Raw genomic sequence first — 26,434 nt, 5'->3', positions numbered from 1 at the left:
CTCCCCCTTACCTTAGGCTTTAGCCCATGCCCGGAGGGCTTTAGGGGGAGTTAGAGGGGGTTAGACAACCGTAAACGCTAATTTCCAATACTTGTGTGTACACGGCAGCCCCTGATGCAGAGCAAGCTATTTTAATACTCTGTGGGAATGGCACCATAGCCGCCGCCGCCGGGGGTTTCGATGATGAAGGTATCGTCTGCTTGCATTTGGATCATGGCTTTACTGTCCAAGGTTTTTGTTGTGCCATCTTGGCGCACAACAGAGTTGTGACCGGTCTGACCAGGTGTGCCGCTATGCAGGCCAAAGGGGGGAACGTGACGATGGTTGGAGAGAATGGCGGCTGTCATGGGTTCCCGAAACTTGATGCGACGGATGACGCCATTGCCGCCTGACTGTAAGCCCTGGCCGCCGCTACCCTGACGAATGGCAAAACCCTCTAACAAAACAGGGAAGCGCCATTCTAAGACTTCTGGATCGGTCAGTCGGGAGTTGGTCATGTGGGTTTGAACGGCATCGGTGCCATTGTAATTGGGACCTGCGCCGGAGCCACCACAGATGGTCTCATAGTACTGATAGCGTTCATTGCCAAAGGTGAAGTTGTTCATGGTGCCTTGGGATGCGGCCATGATGCCTAGGGCTCCATAGAGGGCGTCGGTAATCACCTGGGAGGTTTCCACATTACCGGCCACAATAGCGGCTGGATAATGGGGGTTGAGCATACAGCCAGCGGGGATAAGGATCTCCAAGGGCTTTAGACAGCCGGCATTGAGGGGGATTTTGTCGTCCACCAGGGTGCGAAATACGTAGAGTACTGCTGCTTTGCAGACGGCTTTTGGGGCGTTGTAGTTGGTGGTCTGCTGGGGTGAGGTGCCGGAGAAATCGATGCGGGCACTGCGGCGGGTGCGATCGCAACTAATGGCCACCTGTATCTGACAACCGTCATCCATTGCATAGGTAAACTGGCCTGGATTGAGCACATCAATCACCCGACGCACCGATTCTTCAGCATTGTCCTGTACGTGTTGCATATAGGCCTGGACGGTGGGCAGACCATAGTGCTGCACCATTTTGTTTAGCTCCTGCACCCCTTTTTCATTGGCGGCAATTTGGGCCTGGAGATCGGCAATATTTTGGTTGGGGTTACGCACCGGATAGGGTGGCTGGGTGAGTAATTCCAGGAGTTCCTGTTCTCGAAAATGCCCCTGATCCACCAGCTGGAAGTTATCGATCAGCACCCCCTCTTCGTCCACGGTTGTGCTGTTGGGGGGCATGGAGCCTGGAGTGATGCCGCCAATGTCGGCGTGATGTCCCCTGGAGGCAACGTAAAAGAGAGGGGATATCGGCTGTTCAGACTCAGGTGAGGAGACCCTGGGAAAAACAGGCGTGATTACGGTGACATCTGGTAGATGGGTACCCCCGTTGTAGGGGTTATTGAGCACATATACATCGCCAGGTTTTAGGCTATCACCCTTGGCTGCAATCAGGCTTTCGATGCTTTCACCCATGGACCCCAGATGAACGGGAATATGGGGAGCGTTGGCCACCAGCTGTCCCTGCTGATCAAAGATGGCGCAGGAAAAGTCTAATCGTTCTTTGATGTTGACCGAATAGCTGGTCTTTTGCAGGGTAAAGCCCATCTGTTCGGCAATGGCCATCAACAGATTATTGAAAATCTCCAGCATGACGGGATCGGCAGTGGTCTGCTGGGACAGCTCTCTTGGTGGTGACAGCGATTCTGTGCCAGTGGCTGCTGCTGGGTCTTTATCTTTAGGGGATTTGGTCAGGATGAGGTGGTTGCGATCGCTAATCTCCACTACCCACCCCGGTTCAACAATATTGGTACCGGTTGCCTCCACAATAATGGCGGGGCCTGAAATGTGATCACCCGGTCGTAGCTCACTGCGCTGAAATAGGGGCGTGGATTGCCAATCATCGGCTGTAAACATCGTTACTGTGGTGGCTGGCTGGGGGGGATGGGAACGGAGAGACCCAGGGGTGGGCTCCGTTGGCAGCGGCATTTTGCCAACAACTTCCACTGAAACCGCTTCTACAATCAAGGGCTTCTCCGCCATGGTGAAGCCGTAGCGCTGGTGGTAATCTCGCTCAAACTGGGCCTGCATCGTGGATAAATCTCCAAAGGCCACGATCAGCGCTGAGTCGGTGCCCTGATACCGAATATGCACCTTGGGTAGGATCTCAATGCGGTCATCGGCAACCTTCTGGCGTTTTACCTCGGCAACCGCAGGGGCCGTGATCTCAGTTAGTTTGTCTTCCAGGTCCGGCAGCAAACTAGCGACTAAAGGTTGTTCTATCGCTGCCTGGCGTAGGGCTCGCAGGTCGGCCAGCCCCATGCCATAGGCCGACAACACACCGGCCAGGGGGTGAATAAAAATCTGTCGCATGCCCAGGGCATCGGCAATTAGGCAGGCATGTTGCCCAGCCGCTGCCCCAAAGCAGGACAGGGTGTACTCTGACACGTCATGGCCCTGCTGCACTGAGATTTTTTTGATGGCATTGGCCATGTTCTCAACGGCAATGGCCAGAAAGCCAGCTGCCACTTGCTCGGGCGATCGCACATCACCGGTCGCCTGGTGAATCTGTTCAGCCAGATCTGCAAACATTTGTTGGACGACTTCGCGATCCAGGGACTGATTTCCCTCAGGGCCAAACACCTGGGGGAAAAATTCCGGCTGGATTTTGCCCAGCATAACGTTGCAGTCGGTAACGGTGAGGCAGCCGCCTTTGCGATAGCAGGCTGGCCCCGGATTAGCGCCAGCAGAGTCTGGTCCCACTCGATAGCGGGCTCCATCAAAATGCAAAATAGAGCCCCCACCGGCTGCCACCGTATGGATTGCCATCATCGGTGCCTTGATGCGAACACCTGCCACTTCTGACTCAAATACCCGTTCGTATTCACCGTTGTAGTGGGAGACATCGGTGGAGGTGCCGCCCATGTCGAAACCGATGATTTTGTGGAGATTTGCGATCGCACTCGTCTGTACCACCCCCACCACACCGCCAGCGGGTCCCGAGAGAATACTGTCTTTGCCCCGAAACAGATGGGCATCGGTCAGCCCCCCATTGGACTGCATAAACATCAGCTGGGGACCTTGGTTAGGCTCTGTTTGAGTAGTGTTCTTACCGTCTGAATTATCTGTGCCCACGGCACCCAGCTCCAACGCCACCCGATCGATATAGCGCTTCAAAATCGGCGATAGGTAAGCATCTACCATGGTGGTGTCCCCCCGGCTGACCAGTTTCATTAGGGGGCTAACTTCGTGGGACACTGAAATCTGCGTAAAGCCAATGTCCTTGGCTAGGGCCGCGATCTGATGCTCATGATCGGGGTAACGATAGCCATGCATCAGCACAATGGCACAGGAATGAATACCCGCATCATAGGCCCGTTGCAGTTGGGGCAGCAGCGACTCCGTTTCAACCGGCAATAGCTCCTCGCCCTGGGCGCTATAGCGTTCCTCCACCTCGATCACCTGCTCGTAGAGCATTTCTGGCAGCACGATCTGGCGGGCAAAAATGTCAGGTCGATTCTGATAGCCGATGCGCAGTGCATCTCTAAAACCCTGGGTAATGACCAGTAGGGTGCGATCGCCCTTGCGCTCCAGTAGAGCATTCGTGGCCACCGTGGTGCCCATCTTCACCACACCAATTTGCTCGGTGGGCAGCGGCTGTCCTGCTGCAATCCCTAAAATATCCCGAATGCCTTGCAGCGGCGCATCCACATATCGTTCTGGGTTTTCTGATAGCAGTTTATGAATAACCAACCCCCCATCGGGTCGCTGGGCTACCAAATCAGTAAATGTGCCCCCTCGATCAATCCAGAACTGCCAGCGATTTCCAGAATTAGATAACTTTTCCATGGGGACAACTACACACAGGCCAAAGGCTATGGTATCGAGTTCTGCTCTGGGGTAAAAGACATCAGCCCATCAACTCAATTTCTGGATGGGGTACCCCTAGGGCTTCAATGGCATCTTTAATAGATGCTCGATCTTTGACAGTGTGAGAAAATGCTTTGTGGCTGCGGGTAGGGGGCAGAAAATCATTTAAGCTGCCATGGAAATGAAAAACTGCCTGGGGCATTGTCTACCTGTGCATCGTCACCTCTTAAAATTTTGCCAGATTTCAAGGCATTGCGATCGCGCCGAGCAGTTATCACCACAGGACAACATTATAAAAGTTGACGGCGTTAACATAATTAACGAAAATAGGAGTCTGCCTGAGAATTTTCAAACTCAAGGTTTATATGGCGACAAAAAAGAGCTATCACCATGGAGATTTACGACGGGCATTGCTAGATTCTGCCCTGGCAATTATTACGGAGCAGGATATATCTGCCCTATCTTTACGGCAGGTGGCTCGTCGGGCTGGGGTATCCCACACAGCTCCGTATCGTCATTTTGCTGATAAAGAAGCGCTGCTAGCCGCCGTCGCCGAAGAAGGTTTTCGGGAGTTTAGTCGCTACTTGGAGCAGGCTAGAGATGCTGAATCGACTCCGCTGGCCCAGCTACAGGCAACGGGAATCGCCTATGTTGAATATGCCCTACGCTATCCCACCCACTATCAGGTGATGTTTGGCAGTTACTGTGCAGATGCAGATGCGTTTCCTTCGTTAACGACAACGGCTAATAAGTCTTTTCAAATTTTGGTGGATATTATTGCAGATGGTCAAGCTGCTCAGGAAATACAGCCTGGAGAGCCACAACTATTGGCGTTGACCAATTGGTCGTTGGTTCATGGTTTGGCGATGCTGCTGCTGGATAATCGCTTAGGGATTGAAGGGGATGCGGTTAAACCGCTGATTGAGAATACGTTACAGCTGATGCAGCAGGGAGTAGCGCTGTAACGTTCTCTTGACCAACGTTAACTAAGCTGATGTGAAGTATGGCTGGCATCGGCGGATTGAAATCGCTGAATTGAAAACGGTTCGATTTCTAAGGAACTCTTTTGATTCAAAATCAGCTCTGACATGATGCGCCCGACAACGGGTGAAAGTTGGAAGCCATGGGCCGAGAACCCAAACGCATGATAAACATTGGGGACTTTTCCACTGGCACTAATGACGGGAATACGATCGGGCATAAAGGCTTCCAGGCCTGCCCATGTCCTGACAATTCGCACACCTGCCATTCTGGGAAACAGCTCTACAACGGTGCGGCTGCTTTCAGAGAGTTTGAAGAAATCAATCTCTGTTCTCTCGTTAACCATGTCATAGTCAGCCAAATAAGCCCCTCCAATCAATACAGTACCGTTTTGCATCTGCTTAAACGACAACTTACGGGACGCTACGCCGACCACCAGCTCAAGAAAAGGGGGTAACCGCTCAGTCACCATCATCATTGGGGCTCCCACCTTGAGTGGAACGGGTTCATCTAAATAGTCACACACCTGCCCTGCCCAGGCCCCTGCACAGTTGACCAGGATAGATGCGTCCAATTTAGCTTGCTCTGACACCACACGCCAACGGTCTCCCATTCGTTCTATCCCCGTCACACGGCAGCCTGTTCGATACTCTACTCCCAAGGACTCGGCCTTGCGGCGAAAAGCAGTGAGGGCGTGATAGGGACGGGCAAAGCCGTCACCAGCGGTATACAGTCCACCCACACAGTGGGGAACCAGAGCAGGGACCAGTGTGTAGAGGTGTTCGCGATCAATCAGCTGTTCATGGTCAAACCCCAGGGCACAGACCATAGCTGCGCGTTCTTTGAGTTTCTCAAGATCAGCGGCATTTTCCGCCACCCGCACCTGGCCACTGAGTTTTACATCGCAATCACTGCCCACCAGGGAATAGATATCTCGCCACATTCTGGCGGCAACAACCGCGAGGGGAATCTCCGCCGGATGACGATTCAATCGACGTAAACCGCCTGCGTTCACACCAGATGCATGGCGGCCAGGGCTATCTTTTTCCACGACGATGACCCGTTGTCCGGCCATGGCCAGGTGTAGCGCTGTTGAGGATCCAATCAATCCCCCACCAATAATTACAACATCAACCGTCATGCTTCTGTTCCTGTCAAATTAGCCAGCTGGTCAATGGTCATGGGCCTGATCGGCGGGCGAATGCGAAAGGGAGCATAGTCTGAGACGGGACGCTGGTGAGCGGCTGCAACAATGTGGGCTACGGTCGAGGCACACTGTCTTCCTTGACAAGGCCCCATGCCACAGCGGAGATAATATTTCACTTGATTGGGATCACCATGGCCTTCTCGCACCGTTTGGCGGATTTGCCCAGCTGAAATTTCTTCACAACGGCAGACCAGAGTGTCATCATCGGCGGGAACAAGCAGGGACTCCGGTAAGCGATACAGGGCTTCTAGAAAAGGGCGTACCCTTAAATCTTTCCGCCGCCAGTTGAGATCATCCTGGCCCTGGCGATCGCGCTGTTGCTCACTGATGAGGCCCAACGCCCGAGCAGCTTCTAGGGCGGCTAATCGGCCACTATGTTCGGCGCTGCGGGCACCCCCAATGCCGGCGTTATCACCCACAACGGCGATCCCCGGCACAGTGGTCGTTCCCCACGGCGTTACTTGGGGTCGCCAACACTGTTGCCCCGCATCCCAGATATGGTGGCAACCAGCGGCCTGGGTCAGATTTGTTCTGGGAATTACTCCAAAATGGACCAAGAGACTGTCTGTGGGGATGGTTTCTCGCCGACGAATGCCAAGGCTATTCCAGCCGTACTCTACCGTTTGAATGTGTTTGTCCCCCTGAGCTTGTAGGTGAGAAACCCCATAGTAGATGGGGATGCCCGCTGCATTGAGATCCAGGGTGTATTTTAATCCACGGCTGATGTAGTTACCGGCCCCTAATGCCTTCGGTAAGTGCGGTGCAGCCCGCCACAGGTTGGTTCCAGGCGAGAGTTCTAGAATCGCTTTTACCGGTATGCCAGCCCGCTGATATTGCCAAGCCACCAGTAGGGGTAACGGACCTATCCCGGCGATGACCGTGCCATTGGCGGGGACCACACCGGCGGTTTTCAGCAAGATTTGGGCCGCCCCTGCATTCATCACCCCCGGCAAGGTCCAGTCGGGAAACGCTACTGGTCGCTCCATTGCACCGCTGGCAACAATCACAGACTCCGCTTGAATAATAGATGCTTGATCATTGTGCAGGATGCCAACCTGGTGACGAGCATTTAATAGCCAAACGGTGGTGTTGGGTAAATAGTGGGCTCCACTAGTCTGAAATGCGGCTACCAGGTCAGCGCCGTGTTGATAATCGGCTCCGAGTAATGTGGCGCGGTTTGTGGGGGCATTTGCGATCGCACGATAAATTTGTCCACCGGGCGATGGCTGCTCATCGAGCACCACCGCATCTAAGCCTAAATTCGCCGCCGTTGTTGCTGCAACAAGTCCCCCCGGTCCAGCCCCAATCACCACCAGCTGATAAGATTTACGCATTATCTCCTCCCACCCCCTGTTGACGACGAATCGTCATCCCTTCTGCCACCTGTACCTGACAGGCTTGACGGTTGGGCAAGCCATCAATTTCCATCAAACACTCAAAGCACACCCCCATCATGCATAACGGTGCCCGAGGTGCCCCTGATAAAGAGGTGGTGCGGGTATAGTCCAACCCATGTACTAAAACAGCTGCCGCCACGGTTTCCCCCACTGGAACTTGAACAGCTTCACCTTCAATCGTTACCGTGACGGTTTCATCTGTTAAGTTATTCAGACGCTTAAACATAGTTGCGTTGCCCGGTCTTAGTATCAGCGTTTCAGTTTCGATTTCAAATCAGGATGTTCAAATACCATACTCTGTTGTAGATCGAGTTGAGTGCCCTGCTGGTTCTCCCTAGCTCGGTTGAACATGGCGGTGGCAATGGCAACATCAATATAGGCCAAGCCAACGGCATTGAAATAGATTCGCTCTGACTCCGATTCACGCCCTGGTTTCTTGCCAGAGACTAACTCGTGTAGATCAGCATGGATATGGCTGGCGTTAATCAGCCCCTCTTTATACATTCGGCTTAATGTCTGGGTGCGGTGGGTCACGGTTTCCCAATCGTCGCAGACGATCTTATCGGCCTGTAATGCCACCTCAAACTCATCCTCCCAGCCCCCCACATGGCTATAGAAGGCACCGGGTTTCATCCAGGCTGCTTTGAGCAGAGGGGCCTGGGCACTGGTGGCGGTCACCAGAATATCAGCATCCTCCATGGCTTGTTGCGCATTAGTGTTTGTGGATACAAACTCCATCTCTGGATACAGGGGTGAGAGTTCAGCAATAAACTGCTCCTCATGGGCTACCAAGTAAGCGGCAACTCGACACTGCTTTAGACCAGGGCACACAGCTTTCATTGCGATTAAATGCATTTTTGCCTGTTCCCCGGCCCCAATAAAACCAATCACTTCAGCATCGGGACGGGCTAAATGCTTGGCAGCAATCCCCCCCATGGCTGCAACCCGCATATTTGAGGCGAGAGTTCCTTCCATGACACAGATAGGAAACCCTGTTTCAATTTCCGAAAGGATAAAAATAGCCGATAAATTTTGCTGGTCATGCTGACTGGGATTCAGGGGAAAGACCGAAACCCATTTAACGCCGCAGACCTTTTCATCTAACAGCGTTGCCGGTAAACAATTAATCCGTTCTTGGGTAGCTTGATTAAAAATCTGGACAATTTTCTCAGGAAAAATGACATGATGTCTTTCAAATTCAAACATGCCTTTTTCGGCGATATCCATCACCATCTGCATATCTAAACACCCGGCATTAAGCAGATCTTCCTGAGATAGATAGGTGAAGCTAAGGTGGTGTTTGTAACTCATAAATGTGGTTTCCTAAAACGTGTTATCAAATTTGTTTGATAACAACTCAATGGAGTTTAAATAGAGATAATCTCAACCCAAAAATAACTCGAATGGCCTTGAAAGCAGTTACCTCTTTTCCTGGATTCACAAACTGCTGATCGCATGATGGTTAGCGTGTATGGGAAACCATGTTGATACTTCTATCTGAAGCCTAAGGGATAACAGCTCAACATAAAAATTTTAAATCTAATCAGAGCATTGTCAGCTTTTTTGTTACATCTCTAAAGTAACGAAAAGTCAAACCATGGGTACGATGCCACTCACTCTGAGTTTATCCAGGCCATTCACAATGAACAACATAGGTTACAGCAATAACAGCTATGCTTGTAGCAACCCTGAGAGGGTGGAATGTCGGTTAAAGATTCCACCCATCTAGTTTCTATGAATTCTTATGCACTCTTCTTATGGAATTTGGCATTAGCTAAAGAGAAGAGTTTTCTTAAAAATAACGATAACTTACTGGGATGCCGTAGGAGTTCAAAAATGGACTGGCCAACTGTCAAGCAGAATTTCCACATTAGAACTCTGCCATAGCCAATATCAGATAATCTGGCATACATTGCTGGTTTGTCTTCATATCGGAAACGATTGCGGGTTGAGGTATCTTGGATAAACCAATGATCTCCCAAGGCACAAACAACGTAAGGAATGGCCGTTAGCAATACAGAGCCATAAAGAGCGCAGTAAGCTGTCATATAGGTTTGCACTGAAAAATTATCCATACCCTCGGGCCAAGATGTCAGTGAATCTTGAACTACAGAGGTTCGATAAATTAAGGCTGTTGTTAGAGTGACTCCACCCTGATGCTGAAGCAGACATTTACTAAACAGGGATTTACCATCGGTAGCAAAAACATCTTCCTTAATGCGATAGCACTGCTCATAAGCCACAATATCTTGAGCAAAATTTTTGGCCGCATGGTTCAGCACGATAAGGGTTAAGTCAGGTTTTTCAGAAAGATGCTTAATGATATAGCCTAAGGTCTCTGGTCTTAATCGATCATCGTCACTAACTACCCAGACAAATTTCCCTTTCGCCTGTTCTATGCAATATTCAATATTTCTAATAGGTCCTAAATTAGATGGCTGACGATGATTTGTGAATTGTACATTAGAGAACTGGGGACACCATTTCTCGATTACCCTTTGAGTCTCATCACTGGAGGCATTGTCGGAAATAAGAATCTCGACAGAACTCTCTAGTCGATGAATAGCCTCATTCAACCAAGCCATTTGCTGGTCTAATAGAGAGGCACGATTATAGGTAGGTATCGCGATTGTTAAAAGCTTAGACATGTTGTCGAAAAAATGAATTACTAAAAGCTCTGGACAGTGAAAAGTTCTTGTTGTGGATAAACTTAGAAATCAGTCAGTAAAGCCCTGATTCCTCGCTAAAGTTCAGCAGATTGGTTGGTTTTTCGATAGATTTTCGATAGATTACCTAATGGTCGAAAGGCCATAGTTTTACTGAAAATCGTTTTCTACCAGCTTTGAAGTAGGCACATACTTGGTCTTTTAAGAGCTTTCTATTCGGACGTACCCTTTGTAAATCGAGGTATTGGGCTTGAGTTTTACTCCTAGATGGAAGAACTTGACCAACAAGAGAAAAACTTCGCACTGTCCAGTACCAGCTCACTAACCCATTAAAAACAGATCGACTCCATATATTGAAGAGAGTGATATAAAATCTTTACATCAGAGAACTTTTCAACAATCTAAAAAGTCAACAGCTCTACTGCACCAAAACCTTAGTAGAGTAGTTCTTCCAGAGACTCACATTAGTCAAAAAAATAAAATTTCTATTACCTGCATCGAGTACTGAAACCTCTACACACCAAAGGTTGAATTATTCAAAAAGCTCTACCCGCTAAAACTAAACTCTGTTGTGAGACAGCAAATCAGGGTAGCCCCTTTTAGGAAAAAAAGGATAAGAAAAGTGGATCAGAGAGATCCTCTGGAGACCGATAAAGCATCCTTAGAGAATCGACTCTACCCTCAGTCACAAGATGTCTTGTTCTATACCTGCGTGTCCAAGCTGTCACCCTGAGTCTATGAGTTTCAATGGGCAAGCCATCATGGCAAACAGAACCATAAATACCGGGATTGTGGATGTCAGTTTGTCCTGAATCCTCAGTGGCATCACTGCACCCAGGAGCAACGAGACCTGATTGATCGCTTTCTTCTGGAGTGGATTTCCCTGGCGCGTTCAGACGACTGCATCCAACGCTATGGCAATCGGAAAGCCAATACCGTTGCCACCCAAGTAGAGGTAACCAGCAAGCCCAAAAACGCCTAACGGTTCAAATGGATGAATTATGGTCTTTTGTCGATAATAAAGGTAATGAACAATGGGTGTGGTTAGCCTTAGATGTCAAGACGCGTGAGAACATGGGGGCCTATGTCGGTGACCTTAGTGGAGAGTCAGCTCAGGCCATATGGATGTCCCTACCAGCCATCTATCGACAATGTGCTGTGATTTACACCGATCGGTTGAGTTCCTATCCAGTGGCTTTACCCAGCAAACGTCATCATCCTATAGACAAGGATGGTGGCTATACCAGCTATATTGAGCGATTTAAAGATACGATGTAGCAGCGGGTATCTCGATTTGTGCGCAAAATGTTACCCTTCTCGAAAAAGCTCAAAAATCATATTGCTGTAATTTGGTATTTTATCAACCACTACAACGAGCAATTACGCGCAAATAAGAGTATTAGGCCTCTTCTTCACCATTCTCTCCTTAATAGCGCTACCTAAATCAGCTTTATTAAGTCTCTCGTTGATTTTCTCTAGATCTAGCTTACAGAAAGCTTTTTTGTGATACTTCATGACATGTTACATAAGTGACTGTTTTACCAAAAGAAGTCGATGGTAACACCTAAGCATTAACACTGCGTTTAGAGTGAAAATACTTGTTATCGTCGTAGAGAGATTATGGCAGATCAAATACTCTGAATTGATGATGGGGGTGTAATTTATTTTAACTTCACATAAACAATAAATTTGTGTGAGAATCCTAGCTGGCTGACAAAAGCCTGTTAAGGATGCTGCAAACAGCACGACAATGGGCTGTTAGACGCTGTAATAACGATTTGGACCATGTTGCTGTAGGGCGAAGTGTGCCCGATGATTGTGAGGAGTGAGGACAGGAGACCAGGAGACCATGCCTAAAATAGACATATCAAAACGTCCCTATCCGCTTGCCACGGGGCCAAAACGGAATGGACAACGCATTGTTGGCATTGACCTAGGTTTCACTTTGTGGGTAGATACTTGGTAGTGGTGGCCTAGAATACCGAAATATGGTGGGATACTTTGTTGGCTATATTTTCGATTGAATTGGGGGTGGGAGTACGCCAATGACTGCGGCATCAATGTCTTTATCAATCATGCCAAAGTTGAGCATCAGGTGGGCCATGGCGCGATTACGATGACCAGTGGCCCGCTCTGAAATAAATGTGGGCATGTCAATAAAGGTGTGGTATAGCTCCATAACACCACAGGTTGGGGACTTTGCTAGCAGCTATTATCCCTCAACAGCATCCATAGCATTCTCTTTAGCTATCCCACTATATGGAACCAGTACCCACTATTCATATTCAGGTAAAAAGAAACCCTGACTATGGCTAGGGTCAAAGTAAGTATCTTATTTTAGATGCTTGTTACAAAAAAACTCGCATTCACTCCTTATTCTGACTCGTCAGCAGCAGATGCCATCTCAGCTTCGTTCTCATCATCGACAGCAGTAATTTCTATTGCTTCAGCTTCGTTCTCATCGTCGACAGTTTCACTATCTACAGCAGTAGTCGCTGTTGCTTCAGGTTCATCTTCGGCAGTGATGATTTCTGCTGTTTCATCTACTGCCTCGGTTGTAGTTGTATCGTCAATGGCGGTAACAGCTGTTGTTTCAGATTCTCTATGTTTGTTCTTTCTTAATTTGGTTGAGTGCTTTTGTCTCTTTTTGGTACTACTCCACTTATTCCGCATCTTTTTGATTTTCCCCTGGTAGACCACCATGGAAAAATATATCAATTACGCTGTTGTTGTTCCTAGAGTCTCTACAGATATCTCACACAACCTATAAGGAATTTAACCAAGTGTTGTATAGCTACGGTCTAATAGATCAGTTCACAACATTTCTAAGTATGGTAAGCGACAAATTTTAAATGCAAAATATGCATCGCCCCATGGATAGGTCAAACATGTGGAGGTTGTATTTTTTAGATAGGGCTTCAAATACTCGCAGGCCTCTTACGCTATTGCCATTGTCATCAATGGGGGGAGAAAACGTGGCAATACCTGCTTTTCCAGGGATTACTGCTAAAATACCACCGGAAACACCACTTTTTGCAGGCACACCAACTCGATAGGCCCATTCTCCTGCCCGGTTATACATTCCGCAGGTGTACATAACGCTGAGGATATCTCGAACGTAGTCTTCGTTAACGGCGCGGGTTTGGGTGATGGGGTTTTGGCCGTGATTAGCTAGTGTAGCTGCCATGGTGGCTAAGTCCTGACAGGTGACCATGACGGCACATTGCTGAAAATACAGATCGAGGGCAGCATCGATATCTTTATCGATCATGCCGAAGTTGAGCATCAGGTGGGCCATGGCGCGATTGCGATGACCAGTAGCCCGTTCTGAAATAAATGTGGGCATGTCAATAAAAACGTCGTGCCCAGTGTAGCGCTCAAACATTTTGAGCAACCTGTTGAGCTTATCGGTGGGGCCATCACCCTTCAGCAGGCTGGTGGTGGCAATGGCTCCAGCATTGATCATGGGGTTATAGGGCCTATGGGAGCCTTCATCTAACCGAATCATTGAGTTAAAAGGATCACCCGTAGGTTCTACGCCCACTTTCTTCAACAAAATCTCTCGACCATGATCTTCTAACGCCAGACCGTAGGAGAAGAGTTTAGAAATTGACTGAATTGTAAATTTCTGCTCGGTGTCCCCGACATTAAATGCCTGGCCATCGGTGGTAACAACGCTGATGCCAAACCAGTCTGGGTTAGCCTTGGAGAGTTCTGGAATGTAAGCTGCGACCTCACCCTCCTCCATTGCCGCATAGGTATGGTGTAGCTTTTCAAGAAAGGCCTGCAATTCTGACATAGTCGATGTCCCACCCACTCGATAGCATCATAATTTGAAATTGGCGTTGCTGATCCTCGGAGGGATTTAATCCTTTAAATCTGGGCTATTAGCAAATATCACAGCTCGATTTATCCCCTAAATTAGCACCAGCTGAAATCGCAACAGGTTAAACCGTCAAATGTTTGCCCTCTGCATCTAAGGTCTTTACTAGAAAGGCCCATTTGTCAGCGACTTCCTCAATGATCTTAGCGGTTGGTTTACCAGCTCCATGGCCTGCCTTTGTTTCAATGCGGATTAATACTGGATTGTCTCCCTGGTGAACCGCCTGGAGTGTAGCGGCAAACTTAAAACTGTGGGCTGGCACGACGCGATCATCATGGTCGGCGGTGGTAATCAGGGTGGATGGGTAGCTGGCTGAGTTTAGATTATGCAGTGGCGAATAGGCATAGAGTGCCTTAAATTCCTCAGGATCTTGGGGAGAGCCATAGTCACTTTCCCAGGCCCAACCAATGGTGAATTGGTTAAACCGCAGCATATCCATAACGCCCACGGCGGGTAGAGCTGCTGCAAACAAGTCGGGGCGCTGAATCATGCAGGCTCCAACCAGCAGCCCACCATTGCTACCCCCCATGATGGCCAGATTTTCAGAGGAGGTGTAATTGTGGTCAATTAACCATTCAGCCGCGCTGATAAAGTCATCAAAAACATTTTGCTTGGTTAGCTTTGTACCTGCCTGGTGCCAGGTCTCTCCATATTCGCCACCGCCTCGCAGGTTGGCTACGGCATAGATGCCCCCCATCTCTAGCCACACTAGATTGCCCACTGAGAAATTGGGGCTAATAGAGATATTAAAACCGCCATACCCATAGAGCAGCGTGGGCGTTTGACTATTGGGTGTTATGCCCTTTTTGTGGGTGATAAACATGGGCACACGAGTGCCATCTTTGCTGGTGTAAAACACCTGCTGTGTTTCATATTGATTGGGGTCAAATGCCACCTCAGCTTCACGAAATAGGCTTTGTTCTCCGGTTTCCATGTTGTAGCGATAGATGCGGCTAGGCACCGTAAAGCTAGAAAATTGGTAAAACGTTTCCGTATCTTCTTTTTTTCCATCAAACCCACCTGCGGAGCCAATGCCTGGTAGTTCAACAGTTCTGAGGGGTTGACCTGCTAGATCAAAGATTTGAATTGTGGTGTAAGCATCCTTGAGGTAGTTGGCAACAAACTGATTGTTTAACAAGCTGACCGAGCCTAAAGTCTCTTTTGCTTCGGGAATGACCTCTGTGGGAACATTTCCTTTGGTCAGATCAAGGGCAATGACGCGACCACGGGATGCATTTAAGTCAGTCTGAAACCAGAATGTGGTGCCGTCATTGTCAATCAATCCATAGGATGCTTCAAATTCGCTGATGAGCTCTATGACTTCGCCATTGGGATCTTGAAGATCCTTATAAAAAATTAGGTTCTTGCGCTCAGTGCCTCGCCATACAGAAATAACCAGGTAACGACCATCATGGGTTACCTGCCCCTGGAAACCCCATTCTTTTTCATCAGGACGTTCATAGACCAGGGTGTCTTCTGACTGAGGAGTGCCTAGACGGTGATAGAAGAGTTTTTGAAAGTAGTTAACCGCTTCAAACTGAGCATCTTTCGAGGGTGCGTCATAGCGGCTATAGAAAAAGCCCTGGTTGTCGTGACTCCAGGTCGCTCCTGAGAATTTACTCCACTTCAGATGGTCAGCGGTGTCTTCCCCTGTCTTGATGTCTCGCACCTTCCACTCCAACCAATCTGACCCTGAACTAGAAAGGCTATAAGCCAGATAGCGACCATCTTCACTAACGGCAATGCTGCCTAGGGCAACGGTGCCATCTGTCGATAGGGTATTGGGGTCGAGCAGCACAACCGGCTCAGCTTCCAGGGATGGTTGGGTGTAAAGCACTGCCTGGTTTTGTAGGCCATCATTCTTGTAGTAAAAATAACGTCCACCGCGCTTAAATGGCACACTGTAACGCTCATAGTTCCAAAGCTCCGTCAGCCGCTTTTTGAGAGGCTCCACCGCAGGTAGCTCACGCAGATAGCCAAATGTAACCTCATTCTGTGCCTCAACCCAGGTCTTTGTCTCATCCGAGTTTGGATCTTCAAGCCAACGATAGGGGTCAGCAACAGCCGTGCCGTGGTAAGTGTCGGTTTGTTCGCATCGGCGGGTTTGGGGGTATTGGAAGGGCATGGGGAGGGTAATTGATAGTTGATAATTGTCAATGGGTAATTGTCAATTACCCGAGTAGTGTAGCGTTTCCAGACTCAATTGCGATCGCACCCTAATCCCCTACAGCCTGTATCAAAGCTCTAAGCCGCTGCAAACGGTGACGAAGCAACACCAATAGGGCAGCCAAAACAATTCCTTGGAGACCTATGCCTAAACCAACGGCCCACAAAAATACGGCTTGAAGACCACCATAAAGTGGAGGATGGCCAAAGAATGTTCGATATAACAGCCATAGAGGATTTAGGGAATCACCTTTCTGAAAAATAGACAAAATGCTCAATGGCACAATAATCAGCAACAGGATTGTGCCTGTTGACCAAAGGGCTGGATTACGCACCTGGGTGGTAAAGATAATTTGGGTCAGCGCTGCATAAATTAACCAGCTCAAAATAATACTCAAGGGTACTGCTAGTAAATGCGGAGATAATAATGACTCAGCCTCCAGGAGCCACGATGGCACTATCAATAAACCGGCAATCAGAATATTGACCCCGATGGCCGTGAATGCTGGACTCTTATCAGCCCAAAGACGGGTAGTGAGATTAGTTTTGGGATAAGTTAGCCAGTCGAATAGCTGTTGGCGTTGAGGCATCAGGGCCAATAACAACGTTAATATCAAGCCAAAATTGACCCCATACAACACTACAAAACCGAGAAATGCATCCCAGCCTTGTGCAGCGTCTTGATGTTGAAGAAATCCCCAGACCAGTACGTTGATATAAGCCGTTAGCAAATAACTCAATCGCTTGCTAATTAATGTGGTTTTGGGTTGATGAAATAGACGTTTTAGCATGCACCACACTAAACCAATGGCAATAATCAGATTAACCAGAGTAAATCCATAGGCCAAAAAACTATTGTAAGCCAGGTTGACATATAGCCATTGCGTTGATACCACTGGATTGTTTGCATCGAACAGTCTTGAGTTTTCAGCAATGGTATACCAGCTAATGTTTGCGTTCCAAAACATAAAAAAGGGCGCAAACAAAACTAGGCTAAGGCCAGAAAAGGCTATGGCTATGGATGTTTTTTGGGGTTGCAGCTTGCCAGTAATACCCGCTAAAAGGGCCAGGCTGAGACATAAAAATGTAGAAATAATCAACAGGCTGTAATAGCTCAAAAGGAAAGAGACTGGCAATGGTATTTGAGCCAGAGCGTAAACATGTAAAGGAACAACCGAGAGTACTACCAAGTAGGGGACGATAGGGACCCCCAATAGTTTGCCAAGCAGAATCTCTCGGGCAGGTCGTGGACTCAGACGAATAAAATTCAGAGTTCCCTTCTTCTCTTCTTGGGTCAAGTCACTGGCTACATAGTATCCGCCGATGACAAATAAAAAGTAGGGAATTGCCCAGGTAAAAAAGCGCCCAATATCAAGCCATGGGTTATGAAATGGAGGGGCTGCTGTATTACGTTGAAATAACAGAAAACAAAGCAAAATTTGAAATATGGCCGATATGCTCAGCGTTGCTATTACCGTACGTGGTTTAAGATGGCCGCGACACTCTCGTAAAAATTGAGGGTTCCAAATGCCAATTTGATTGATCCAGTTCATGGGGAATGGGGAATGAGGAATGGTGTGTAGCACGGCCCACCATCTGGGCGATTTTTTCCTTAAGCCGTACGTTGATAGCCGGAGCGAATAAAAATATCTTCCAGGGTCTCTTGGGTCTGATAGAACTCCGTAATGGCAAAGCCTTCGGAAACTAACTGCCGCAACAGATTAGCAGCGGCTTGGACATCTTCGGTAAATTGAATGGCTAGCTGATTATCTTCTAATTGTTTTACGGGGATAGTTTGATTCTCTAAATAGCGAGCAAGCCCATCAATATTTTCAACTACAGAAATCAGCAGCTGTTGTGTGGCAGGTTCATATAAGGTATGCAATTGACCGCTTTGAACCAGTCGGCCCTGCTCCATAATGCCAATGGCAGTACAAAAGTCTTCTAGATCACTGAGGATATGGGATGAAATTAAAATGGTCATCCCCTGTTTTTGAAGAGTTTTAATGGTTTGACGATACTCAATGCGGGCGATGGGGTCCAAGCCAGAAACGGGTTCATCTAAAAGTAAGAGGGTGGGTTTATGTAGCACAGTGCGGGCTAAACTGAGGCGTTGTTTCATGCCTCGCGACAGCTTACTGATTAGCCCATGGCGTTTGTTTTCTAAACTTACTAACGCCAGTACATCGGTGATCCGCTGCTTCAGGTTAGTTCCTTGAAGATAGTATAGTTGGCCAAAGTATTGTAGGTACTCGTCAACGGTGAGGTCGTCATAGAGGGGGAAATCGTCAGGGAGTAACCCTAACTGATGCTTAATCTGGGCATTGGGATGGCCCCGCTTGAGGGGGGTTCCACCAATTAGAATTTCTCCGGTGGTCGGTTCCTCTGCCGTAGCCAGCAAACGAATCAATGTGGTTTTACCGGCACCGTTGGGGCCAATCAGCCCGTAAACTTCGCCAGCTGCGATGGCGAGATCAACGTTATTAACAGCTGCATGCCGATCAAACTGTTTTGTTAATCCTCGGGTTTCTACCACGAGAGACGGTGTAGTTGTAGGGGACGGATCTTGAGATATAGACGAAATTTCAGACATACCGTCACTGGGTAAATAACACTGAGCAGTTAAACGTAAGGGGAATCAACTTAAGTCGCGACATCTTGGCTATGACAATCGAAGGCTTAGTCAAGACATGTGACGTTCTAGAACCTTTGTGTTACAGGTATTATAGAAAATAATTATGTTTGTAGTACCTCAGCAATTGCTATCGGTGGAGAAGCAAGGGGCAAGTAGTTAGGAATCAAGCTGTACTCAAAATTAAACAGTCGTAGCTTAGATTAAGCCTCCGTTAGACAACAGGTATTTATGGTTACATTTAATACCTGGTTAATGATTTGTTTCAATTCGATTGAATGCATCGGCGGGGAGTGTTTCCAAAATTAATTGGGCGAAACGGCTGGCGGCCCCTGATGGACCGCGCAGGTTACGCAGGTTTTGGCCCATGGCTTCCAGCTGTTCCGGGTGTTTGAGGTAGGTGGCAATGCGATCGCACACCTCTTCAGCCGTAATCCGTCCCAGCAGCTCCGGCACCACCTCTTCCTTGGCCCAAATATTCGGCCAGGCAAAGCGCTTTTGATTGCGCTGGATGTATTGAATCGCCACGGTATTAATCAGCTTGGTTAGCAACGAGCCAACCACCGGCAGCTGGCAGAGTAGGCCCCAAAGACCATCCCAGGTGCGCATGACGTCGAGCTGCTGAGTGGGGAGTAAAACCACCATGGGCACAGCCAGGGAACCTAACTGGGCCGTGTTAGCGCCGACGGTGGTGACGCACAAGGCGCAGCGTTTGAGCAGGCCATGGGCAGGAAAATCGGTCCAGAGCCAGACTTTGGGACCGTCTTTGATTTGGAAGTAGGGCAGGCCTGCATTGTCGGGGGTAATGAGCTGGGCGTCGGGGCCATCCATGACTGCGACGGTGGCATTTTGGGTGGGGTCGGCGTAGGTGGCGAGGGTGTCTGGCGTGACGGTGGGGGCGACGGGGATGATGAATTCAAGATCGGGATGGGTTTTGTGGAGTGTGAGTGCGATCGCAAGCGACAGCGGCACCCCAGGCCGTAACTTGTCCGGCTTTGACCCCGGCATCAGCCCAATCACCGTTGTCTCCGGACTAAAGGGCAGCTCTGCACCATCAGCAGATGCCACATCCGCCATCAGGTCACCCACCACCGTTAGCTTGGGCTGATATTTAGCTGCGACTTTCTCAGTGGTATCCCCCTGCATCATGCCAAAGCCGTCTACCCAATTGAGCCAGCGCGGTTCCCATTCTGCATAGATGACGGTGCGATAGTCCAGACGCTTGGCCGCCCAGACGGCATAGAGCTGATCACCACCAAGAAAGACGACCACACCCTGACTATGCCAGTCCCAGTCATCAGTGGTGTTGCCTGTGAGCAAAAACCGAAAAAACGCCTCTGGCCCCTGCACGCGATCTACCTCGGGATAGGACTTGAGGGAAGCCGTCTCGCCACCCGATGCATGGGGGCAGGGGGACAGCATCACCGAAAGGCGCATTTGTTCATGGTCCGGCTCACGCTTTCTCAGCTGCTGGATAACGGGTTTTACCCAGGTTGAGACTTCCCCTGGCCCATTGGTCAAAATTAGAACGTCTACCGCCATCGGTCTATGGGTTCCAAAGGCATTGCCATGGCCACATTATCACGTGCCATAACCCGTGGGATGTTTCATGGAACGCCCCGACACAAACGTCAACCATTTCAAAAAAACGCTAGCCTAAATACCGTCCTTCAAAATTTCCGTTCTCACCGTGACCCAGCCTGCTGTACTACGCGATTTGTTGACCGCTGTTGCCCAAGGACAAGTTAGCCCCGACACTGCCTTTGATAAACTCAAGCACCTGAACTATCAACCCGTTGATGACTTTGCCAAAATCGATAATCATCGGACTTTGCGAACAGGATTTCCAGAGGTGATCTGGGGTCAAGATAAGACGATAGATCAGCTCATAAAAATTTTTCGGGCGATGGAGCCCGAGAATCCGGTGGTGATGGCGACACGAATTACGCCAGAGGTGTATCCACAGTTGCGAGACTCCTTGCCAAATCTGCACTATTACGAACGAGCTCGCATTTGTGCCCTACAGCCAGAGACTATTGCAGCGGTATATCCCGGTAACATTGCGATTCTTACGGCGGGCACAGCGGATTTGCCCACGGCAGCAGAAGCGGCAGTCACGTTGGAACTCTCGGGTTTTCAAGTGACCCGTCTATGGGATGTGGGTGTAGCAGGCATCCATCGGTTGTTGAACAATCGGCAGGTGATTGATCAGGCCGATGTGTTAATTGTTGTTGCCGGGATGGAGGGAGCATTGCCCAGTGTTGTTGCTGGATTGGCGAACTGCCCGGTGATTGCCGTGCCGACCAGCGTTGGCTATGGTGCCAGCTTTGGCGGTGTATCAGCCTTATTGACGATGTTAAACTCTTGCGCCGCAGGGATTGGCGTGATGAATATTGACAATGGGTTTGGGGCTGCTGTGTTAGCCGGGCAAATTATTAGAACAGCCACAAAAATTGGCCAATCAGCGTGAATATTGCTCCAGCAGTTCAGGGGGCATGGGGTTACCTGCGAGTTCCAGGGAGCGGAGTTCGGGGAGTTGTGCGATCGCAACTGGCAAACTAGTCAGCTGATTATCCTTAAGGGACAGCCTTTCCAGGCTGAACATTCGCCCCATGTCGCCAGGCAAACGACTCAGCTGGTTCTGACTTAGATCCAGGTCATATAAATAAACCAGCTGGCCAATTTCAGAGGGTACCTGACTGAGTTGATTGTTCGCCAGGTAAAGATAAGCCAGAGCAGAGAGCTGGCCAATCTCAGTTGGCAAACGGTTAATCTGGTTTCCCGAAAGCCCCAGATATTGCAAATTAGAGAGCTTGCCAATCTCAGCAGGCAGGTGACTCAGTTGATTATCGTAAAGACCCAGACCGATCAGGTTCACGAGTTGGCTAATTTCAGTTGGAAAACTAGCCAACTGATTAGAATTTAGAAAAATCCGTTCTAGCCGCGTCAGTTGACCGATCTCAGCTGGTAACTGGCTGAGCCGATTGCTATTCAGATACAGATCTTTCAGGCTGACAAGCTGGCCCATTTCAGCAGGCAGACTATTTAGCTGATTATCCCCAAGACTTAGATGTTGCAATTGCGAGAGTTGACCAATCTCAGCAGGTAGGCTGTTCAATTGATTTTCGTCAAGATCAAGATATTTCAGATTAGAGAGCTGAGTAATCTCAATTGGGAGGCTAATAAACTGGTTGTGGTTTAGAGAAAGGCGTTCTAAACGATTCAACCAGCGAATTTCTGTCGGTACCCCCCTCAGTCGGTTGTAGCCGAGATCTAGCTGTTTCAGAGTAACAAGTTGACCGATTGTTATCGGTAAGTCACTCAGGCAGTTAAAGGAGAGATCTAGCTCTTGTAAATTAGAGAGCTGACCCACTTCAGACGGTAGACTATGAAGTTGATTGCCCCGCAGATTGAGTTCTTCCAAGTTAGAGAGCTGACCCATTTCAGCGGGCAGACTGCTTAGCCGATTATCCCAAAAGTTTAGGATTTGCAGCTGAGAGAGTTGACCCATCTCCGATGGCAAATCACTCAGTTGGTTATTCCAAAGATCCAACTCTTGTAGGTTAGACAGTTGGCCAATTTCAGCAGGCAACTGATTGACTTGGTTGATCTTCAGGTTCAGATAAGTCAGGCTAGAAAGCTGACCAATCTCAGGTGGTACCGTGGTTAGCTGGTTGTAACTCAGGTCTAGCGTTTGTAGCTGAGACAGCTGACTGATTTCTGGCGGCAACGTTTGCAAATCTAGCCCGGACAAGCTTAATTCGGTGGCCTGAGTCTTAAGGGCCTCCCGAATCAGTCTTTGGGCTTCAGCATAGGCCGAGTCTGTCTGAGCAAGAAGACGATGTCTGCTTAGGTCGCTTTGGCTGGCCACCATCTCTGATGCCGACAGCGCTTGATACCCTAATGGATTGGTTAACAAAGCCGCAGTCATGATGTTTCTGAGCAATGCCCCCAGGGGGGGCAACCCATTGCCTTTTTCGATAGAAGCCTGATGCATGACGATTTTCCTCAAGGAACCTGAACTCTGAGCAAAGAGCTACATGATGAAGTATCAGTAATCCAGATCGTTTACCTCATATGAAATCCTGACCGATAGCGCCCAATATCGCAGGGTATCCACGTCGGATTAGGTTTTCAGGAGTTTTTGGAAAGATACCAATGCTTGTCGCAGGCGGTCGCCGCTGGTCCAGGCAAAGTCATTGTGGCCTGCTGCGGGTACCCATAGAAATGCTTTTGGTTCTGGCGCTGCTTCGTATAGTTTCTGGCCATGGTGAAATGGGATGATTTCATCAGCCTGACCGTGCATAACGAGCACCGGGCAGCGGACCTTTTTAAGCTTAGGCAGATTTGAGAATTTGTCGAAAGGGAATAGGGGCAACGGAATCACTACACGAAAAGCAGATGTGAATGCGCTTTCTAAGATAAGTCCGGCCACGGGCTGTTGGCTGGCTAAAGCTGTTGCTGAGCCACCGCCGACAGAGCGACCATAGGCAATGATTTGATTGGCAGGTACGTTGAGCTGCTGAATCAGGTAGGTATAGGCAGCATTTACGTCTTGATAAGCGTTACGTTCACCAGGTTTACCATCACTGGTGCCATAACCTCGGTAGTCATAAGCAAATACGCTAAAGCCCCAGCGGTGCAGGTCTTCTAATATGGGACGAATATCGCCGAGGTCTTCAGCATTACCATGGATATAGAGTAGAGTGTAAGCGGCGTCAGGATTGGGCAGATAGAGAGCTGAAATTTGTTGGTTATTAGTGACAGGTACTTTTAGGATTTCCTGAGTGTCTTGGTAGCTGGCAGGTGGAGGTAGGAAAATCATGCTGTCTGCCCGGAAGAAGACATATAAGGCAATAACTATGTAGATAAACAGGACTGAGCGCACTAGTCGTTTCCAGGTAAATTCGCCAATCAGCAGTTTTCTAAGGGACGACTTATTCATGGGTGATGTTTATACCGACATTCCGCCCTCTCAACTGTCACACTCAGGCATTAAATCTGAAAACCTTTCCTAGCAGGACTTTGAATGCCCACTTAGTTCAAAAGAACTGTCTTGATGCAATTCTCAATAGTTCTTGTTCATTGGAAATTGCTGTTCCTTAAGAGGCTGTGATCCATTGCCTTCGTCATTCCCTGCAAACCTACGATGCAAACCTTCTGTGAGAGAACGTTTTAGTCATCATTTCCAAATAAGGCTCAGCGATTTGCTTGTGATAAGGCTTCAGTTGAGTCGAGATCTCATTCATTAATAAAAGAGTACCTTCAACCGTCATGTCCCAGGGAATATTTAAAGCCCCATAAACAATCAGACAAATTGCCGACAATTCTTGTTCAATAACTGTTGCATCTTCTTCCAGTAAACATACACATAAATATGCTTGAAACATATCAAAATCTCGAATTGATGACTGCCTAACCTTGGGATCCGTTAAATCACCCCTATGGCTAATGTAATGGGGAAACGCATTGGCCCAACGCTCATAAACCCGAGTGGAAACTCTCGTTAGCCTAGATAACATCAATTCAACAGCCTCAAAAATCGGAGAATACAGGCTATACCTTCTCACCGCTATACAAAGGCGTTGCCAAGGCAGGCAAACCTGCTCCTCCAGAAATTTAAAGTAGCACTTAACAAAAATTTGTTCTAAAGGCGTTAATTCTTTTAATAATAGATCATTGCTAAGGGTTATCTGCGTTGTGATAAACCCCACAGATTGCCAGTTTTGAGAAACTCGGTACCGTTCTTGTAAATCTAATAACAGAGGAGACAGCTCTAATGCCAACCGGTCTATCTTTGGCAACCCCCAAGCAGCTAGTGACGATTGATCAAAGGATTTATTAGGCTTGGAATATGATGAAAGAACGATTGCCGATGGATCTTGATACATCTCTATTATTTTGAGATAAATACGGCTAACAAGTTTAGCGATGCTAGCTATCTTTCTCAAATCTGAGTTCTTATAAAAGGAGTAAAGGTTTTTGGCTCTAACAGCAGCAAGATTACAGCGATCCTCAACCAGACGTTTATTCAGTTTATTAGCTGTATAGGCACGACCTTGCTCTGATACGGTCCCTTGCAATTTATCGCGAACTGAGAGATCATTCTCAATTGATAAGATAGAAAGATCAGGTAAATAACGAGCAGCCCATATCTTTGTAAGACGTCCAACTGTGGACGTCTGAGAGCTTTCAGAATTTAATAACATAAGAGTAAATTTAAATTAAACAATGTATAGTCTGATTAATGAGTTAAATAGATAAACCTAATGCTTGCAATATTGTTGCTACCCTCCAACAGACCAAGGGTAGCAATCATTACTAACGTGAGTAGTAACCGTGAGTAACAACTCAGCGTTAAGGATGTTGATTTAGTATGACAGATTACATGAGAAAGATTATGAAACATTCATGAGGATCTTCTCAGCAAGAGAGTTCCTATGAATGTTTTTTATCATAAGTATAGATCTTTCTATTGATCGAAACGATTAGGGCGATGGTTCAAATGCAGGGTTATGAGCTAAGTTAATTTCAAAAATAGAGCCCTTGGGATGATTGCTTTTGACAAAGATATTGCCTTGGTGGGTCTCGACAATCATCTTACATAGCGCCAACCCCAGGCCAATTTGAGAAACGTTAGGCATTAGAGTGCCGATCTCATATTTTTCAAAGATCTGTTGCCGCAATTTATGGGGCACACCAGGACCCGAATCGATTACTTGAATGATTAATGTGTCTGGTTGAGAACCTGTGACTTTCACAACGATCTTACTGTGAGATGGAGAAAATTTAACCGCATTGGATAAAAGATTGTCTAATACCCGGTACATCAGGGTTTCATCAATGAAAATGGTATCCACTAAGTCATCTGCAAATAAACTGATAAGAGATTGACTTTTTTGGTTTGCGATCGTCCTAAAATTATTGATCACAGCATTTACGAGTTGACGAATGTCAACATTGGCTCGATTCAAACGTATATTGCCAGATTCAAGCAGCGCGATTTTGAGTAAATCATCAATTAAAAGCTGCAATCCTTGGGCTGATTTATAGATTTTTGCCAGTCTTTCCTGGATAACAGGCTCCACATCCATTTCAAGGAATTCTACCCCTAGCAATACATCTGTAAGGCGATTTCTCAAATCATGGATGAGCATATGGACCATATCCTCTCGGAACTTGAGTAAGGTTTGTAAATGGTCATGCTGGTGTTTAATACGGAGCATGGAATGCACCCTGGCTCGCAGCTCAAGACCATTCAGCGGCTTACTAATAAAATCATCGGCCCCTGCATTCAAACAGCGTGCCAAATCTTCTTTTCTAGTCAGTGCCGTCACCATGGTAATTGGAATCGATTGCCATTTAGGCACTGCCCTAATCTGTCGACATAGCTCAACACCATTGATGCCCGGCATCATGACATCCAATAGAATTAAATCAGGCTGAATAATCTCAAGGGAATCTATGACTTCCGCAGCATTGCCAATGTAGTGTAGTTGATACTCTTGATCATTTAGGAGAATTGAAATTACGTCAAAATTATCTGGCTCATCATCAATAATGAGAATTGTGGGGGCATTCATTAATTAGCCTCCTACTCCTA

19 protein-coding genes and 2 pseudogenes are annotated in these 26,434 nt (G+C 48.0%); 3 read left to right on the top strand and 18 right to left on the bottom strand.

All coding sequences use genetic code 11. The annotated features are described in order from the left end of the window. Positions 1 to 131: 131 nt before the first annotated feature. Together QGP82_RS09585 and QGP82_RS09580 are read right to left on the bottom strand one after the other, a co-directional pair. Positions 132 to 3,878 carry a hydantoinase B/oxoprolinase family protein gene (locus QGP82_RS09585; protein WP_499058635.1) on the bottom strand — a complete coding sequence of 1,249 codons (3,747 nt, stop codon included), beginning with the start codon at positions 3,876 to 3,878 and terminating at the stop codon, positions 132 to 134. Between the two features lie 61 nt (positions 3,879 to 3,939). After that, a complete protein-coding gene (locus QGP82_RS09580; RefSeq protein ID WP_499058633.1) occupies positions 3,940 to 4,101 on the bottom strand; it encodes a ubiquitin family protein in 162 nt (53 codons plus the stop codon). A gap of 163 nt (positions 4,102 to 4,264) precedes the next feature. Here QGP82_RS09580 and QGP82_RS09575 point away from each other — a divergent pair, with 163 nt between their 5' ends. Next, a complete protein-coding gene (locus QGP82_RS09575) occupies positions 4,265 to 4,864 on the top strand; it encodes a TetR/AcrR family transcriptional regulator (RefSeq protein ID WP_499058631.1) in 600 nt (199 codons plus the stop codon). 17 nt (positions 4,865 to 4,881) lie between these two features. Here the strand turns inward: QGP82_RS09575 and QGP82_RS09570 are convergent, their stop codons facing one another. The 5 genes from QGP82_RS09570 to QGP82_RS09550 form a co-directional block, all read right to left on the bottom strand. Then, positions 4,882 to 6,021 carry an NAD(P)/FAD-dependent oxidoreductase gene (locus QGP82_RS09570; RefSeq protein WP_499058629.1) on the bottom strand — a complete coding sequence of 380 codons (1,140 nt, stop codon included), beginning with the start codon at positions 6,019 to 6,021 and terminating at the stop codon, positions 4,882 to 4,884. Continuing rightward, positions 6,018 to 7,421 carry an FAD-dependent oxidoreductase gene (locus tag QGP82_RS09565; protein WP_499058628.1) on the bottom strand — a complete coding sequence of 468 codons (1,404 nt, stop codon included), beginning with the start codon at positions 7,419 to 7,421 and terminating at the stop codon, positions 6,018 to 6,020. The genes QGP82_RS09570 and QGP82_RS09565 overlap by 4 nt, the downstream gene beginning before the upstream one ends. After that, positions 7,414 to 7,710: a (2Fe-2S)-binding protein gene (locus QGP82_RS09560; protein WP_163659589.1), complete on the bottom strand. Its 297-nt coding sequence runs from the start codon at positions 7,708 to 7,710 to the stop codon at positions 7,414 to 7,416. The genes QGP82_RS09565 and QGP82_RS09560 overlap by 8 nt, the downstream gene beginning before the upstream one ends. Before the next feature lie 23 nt (positions 7,711 to 7,733). Next, positions 7,734 to 8,795, bottom strand: a complete 1,062-nt coding sequence (locus QGP82_RS09555; protein WP_499058625.1) for an ornithine cyclodeaminase family protein — start codon at positions 8,793 to 8,795, stop codon at positions 7,734 to 7,736. A 431-nt stretch (positions 8,796 to 9,226) separates the two neighbouring features. Continuing rightward, a complete protein-coding gene (locus tag QGP82_RS09550) occupies positions 9,227 to 10,132 on the bottom strand; it encodes a glycosyltransferase family 2 protein (protein WP_163659591.1) in 906 nt (301 codons plus the stop codon). A gap of 710 nt (positions 10,133 to 10,842) precedes the next feature. On the opposite strand from QGP82_RS09550, the pseudogene QGP82_RS09545 reads away from it, so the two are divergent. Further along, positions 10,843 to 11,593: pseudogene (locus tag QGP82_RS09545) on the top strand (IS1 family transposase). A 604-nt stretch (positions 11,594 to 12,197) separates the two neighbouring features. Here QGP82_RS09545 and QGP82_RS09540 read toward each other — a convergent pair. The 7 genes and pseudogenes from QGP82_RS09540 to QGP82_RS09510 all read right to left on the bottom strand — a co-directional run. Further along, positions 12,198 to 12,320, bottom strand: a pseudogene (locus QGP82_RS09540) (glutaminase A); the annotation flags it as partial. 203 nt (positions 12,321 to 12,523) lie between these two features. Further along, a complete protein-coding gene (locus QGP82_RS09535; RefSeq protein WP_163659592.1) occupies positions 12,524 to 12,853 on the bottom strand; it encodes a hypothetical protein in 330 nt (109 codons plus the stop codon). A 145-nt stretch (positions 12,854 to 12,998) separates the two neighbouring features. Further along, entirely contained in the window at positions 12,999 to 13,949 is a 951-nt protein-coding gene (gene glsA, locus QGP82_RS09530; protein ID WP_499058623.1) for a glutaminase A, read from the bottom strand. A gap of 148 nt (positions 13,950 to 14,097) precedes the next feature. Continuing rightward, positions 14,098 to 16,158: a prolyl oligopeptidase family serine peptidase gene (locus QGP82_RS09525; protein ID WP_499058621.1), complete on the bottom strand. Its 2,061-nt coding sequence runs from the start codon at positions 16,156 to 16,158 to the stop codon at positions 14,098 to 14,100. A 91-nt stretch (positions 16,159 to 16,249) separates the two neighbouring features. Then, positions 16,250 to 17,752, bottom strand: coding sequence for an ABC transporter permease (locus tag QGP82_RS09520; RefSeq protein ID WP_499058618.1), 1,503 nt, complete (start codon positions 17,750 to 17,752; stop codon positions 16,250 to 16,252). Positions 17,753 to 17,811: 59 nt separating this feature from the next. After that, the gene (locus tag QGP82_RS09515) at positions 17,812 to 18,792 is read right to left on the bottom strand and encodes an ABC transporter ATP-binding protein (RefSeq protein WP_163659599.1); all 981 of its coding nucleotides are present in this window, start codon (positions 18,790 to 18,792) and stop codon (positions 17,812 to 17,814) included. Positions 18,793 to 19,083: 291 nt separating this feature from the next. Beyond that, on the bottom strand, positions 19,084 to 20,373 hold the full coding sequence (locus QGP82_RS09510) for a glycosyltransferase family protein (RefSeq protein ID WP_499058616.1): 1,290 nt from the start codon (positions 20,371 to 20,373) through the stop codon (positions 19,084 to 19,086). Positions 20,374 to 20,521: 148 nt separating this feature from the next. Between QGP82_RS09510 and larB the strand changes: the two genes are divergently transcribed. Further along, entirely contained in the window at positions 20,522 to 21,301 is a 780-nt protein-coding gene (larB, locus tag QGP82_RS09505; RefSeq protein WP_499058614.1) for a nickel pincer cofactor biosynthesis protein LarB, read from the top strand. Here the strand turns inward: larB and QGP82_RS09500 are convergent. The 4 genes from QGP82_RS09500 to QGP82_RS09485 all read right to left on the bottom strand — a co-directional run bounded on the left by QGP82_RS09500 (position 21,293) and on the right by QGP82_RS09485 (position 26,414). Further along, a complete protein-coding gene (locus QGP82_RS09500; RefSeq protein ID WP_499058612.1) occupies positions 21,293 to 22,828 on the bottom strand; it encodes a leucine-rich repeat domain-containing protein in 1,536 nt (511 codons plus the stop codon). The two genes, larB and QGP82_RS09500, sit on opposite strands and share 9 nt — an antisense overlap. A 129-nt stretch (positions 22,829 to 22,957) precedes the next feature. Further along, the gene (locus QGP82_RS09495; protein WP_163699424.1) at positions 22,958 to 23,776 is read right to left on the bottom strand and encodes an alpha/beta hydrolase; all 819 of its coding nucleotides are present in this window, start codon (positions 23,774 to 23,776) and stop codon (positions 22,958 to 22,960) included. A gap of 199 nt (positions 23,777 to 23,975) precedes the next feature. Continuing rightward, entirely contained in the window at positions 23,976 to 25,040 is a 1,065-nt protein-coding gene (locus tag QGP82_RS09490; protein ID WP_499058610.1) for a globin family protein, read from the bottom strand. Between the two features lie 279 nt (positions 25,041 to 25,319). Then, entirely contained in the window at positions 25,320 to 26,414 is a 1,095-nt protein-coding gene (locus QGP82_RS09485; RefSeq protein ID WP_163663984.1) for a hybrid sensor histidine kinase/response regulator, read from the bottom strand. Positions 26,415 to 26,434 lie beyond the last annotated feature (20 nt).

Source organism: Leptothoe sp. LEGE 181152, from assembly GCF_032906605.1.
GTDB lineage: Bacteria > Cyanobacteriota > Cyanobacteriia > Phormidesmidales > Phormidesmidaceae > Leptothoe > Leptothoe turfae.
This window is presented reverse-complemented; position numbering and strand designations above follow the sequence as displayed.

What these genes read in the sequence shown, in the direction of transcription:
- QGP82_RS09525 (WP_499058621.1), bottom strand. Translation starts at nt 16,158, where the DNA reads ATGCCCTTCCAATACCCCCAAACCCGCCGATGCGAACAAACCGACACT.
- QGP82_RS09560 (WP_163659589.1), bottom strand. Translation starts at nt 7,710, where the DNA reads ATGTTTAAGCGTCTGAATAACTTAACAGATGAAACCGTCACGGTAACG.
- QGP82_RS09580 (WP_499058633.1), bottom strand. Translation starts at nt 4,101, where the DNA reads ATGCCCCAGGCAGTTTTTCATTTCCATGGCAGCTTAAATGATTTTCTG.
- QGP82_RS09490 (WP_499058610.1), bottom strand. Translation starts at nt 25,040, where the DNA reads ATGTTATTAAATTCTGAAAGCTCTCAGACGTCCACAGTTGGACGTCTT.
- glsA (WP_499058623.1), bottom strand. Translation starts at nt 13,949, where the DNA reads ATGTCAGAATTGCAGGCCTTTCTTGAAAAGCTACACCATACCTATGCG.
- QGP82_RS09565 (WP_499058628.1), bottom strand. Translation starts at nt 7,421, where the DNA reads ATGCGTAAATCTTATCAGCTGGTGGTGATTGGGGCTGGACCGGGGGGA.
- QGP82_RS09555 (WP_499058625.1), bottom strand. Translation starts at nt 8,795, where the DNA reads ATGAGTTACAAACACCACCTTAGCTTCACCTATCTATCTCAGGAAGAT.
- QGP82_RS09520 (WP_499058618.1), bottom strand. Translation starts at nt 17,752, where the DNA reads ATGAACTGGATCAATCAAATTGGCATTTGGAACCCTCAATTTTTACGA.
- QGP82_RS09535 (WP_163659592.1), bottom strand. Translation starts at nt 12,853, where the DNA reads ATGGTGGTCTACCAGGGGAAAATCAAAAAGATGCGGAATAAGTGGAGT.
- QGP82_RS09500 (WP_499058612.1), bottom strand. Translation starts at nt 22,828, where the DNA reads ATGCATCAGGCTTCTATCGAAAAAGGCAATGGGTTGCCCCCCCTGGGG.
- QGP82_RS09550 (WP_163659591.1), bottom strand. Translation starts at nt 10,132, where the DNA reads ATGTCTAAGCTTTTAACAATCGCGATACCTACCTATAATCGTGCCTCT.
- QGP82_RS09575 (WP_499058631.1), top strand. Translation starts at nt 4,265, where the DNA reads ATGGCGACAAAAAAGAGCTATCACCATGGAGATTTACGACGGGCATTG.
- QGP82_RS09515 (WP_163659599.1), bottom strand. Translation starts at nt 18,792, where the DNA reads ATGTCTGAAATTTCGTCTATATCTCAAGATCCGTCCCCTACAACTACA.
- QGP82_RS09495 (WP_163699424.1), bottom strand. Translation starts at nt 23,776, where the DNA reads ATGAATAAGTCGTCCCTTAGAAAACTGCTGATTGGCGAATTTACCTGG.
- QGP82_RS09510 (WP_499058616.1), bottom strand. Translation starts at nt 20,373, where the DNA reads ATGGCGGTAGACGTTCTAATTTTGACCAATGGGCCAGGGGAAGTCTCA.
- QGP82_RS09485 (WP_163663984.1), bottom strand. Translation starts at nt 26,414, where the DNA reads ATGAATGCCCCCACAATTCTCATTATTGATGATGAGCCAGATAATTTT.
- QGP82_RS09585 (WP_499058635.1), bottom strand. Translation starts at nt 3,878, where the DNA reads ATGGAAAAGTTATCTAATTCTGGAAATCGCTGGCAGTTCTGGATTGAT.
- QGP82_RS09570 (WP_499058629.1), bottom strand. Translation starts at nt 6,021, where the DNA reads ATGACGGTTGATGTTGTAATTATTGGTGGGGGATTGATTGGATCCTCA.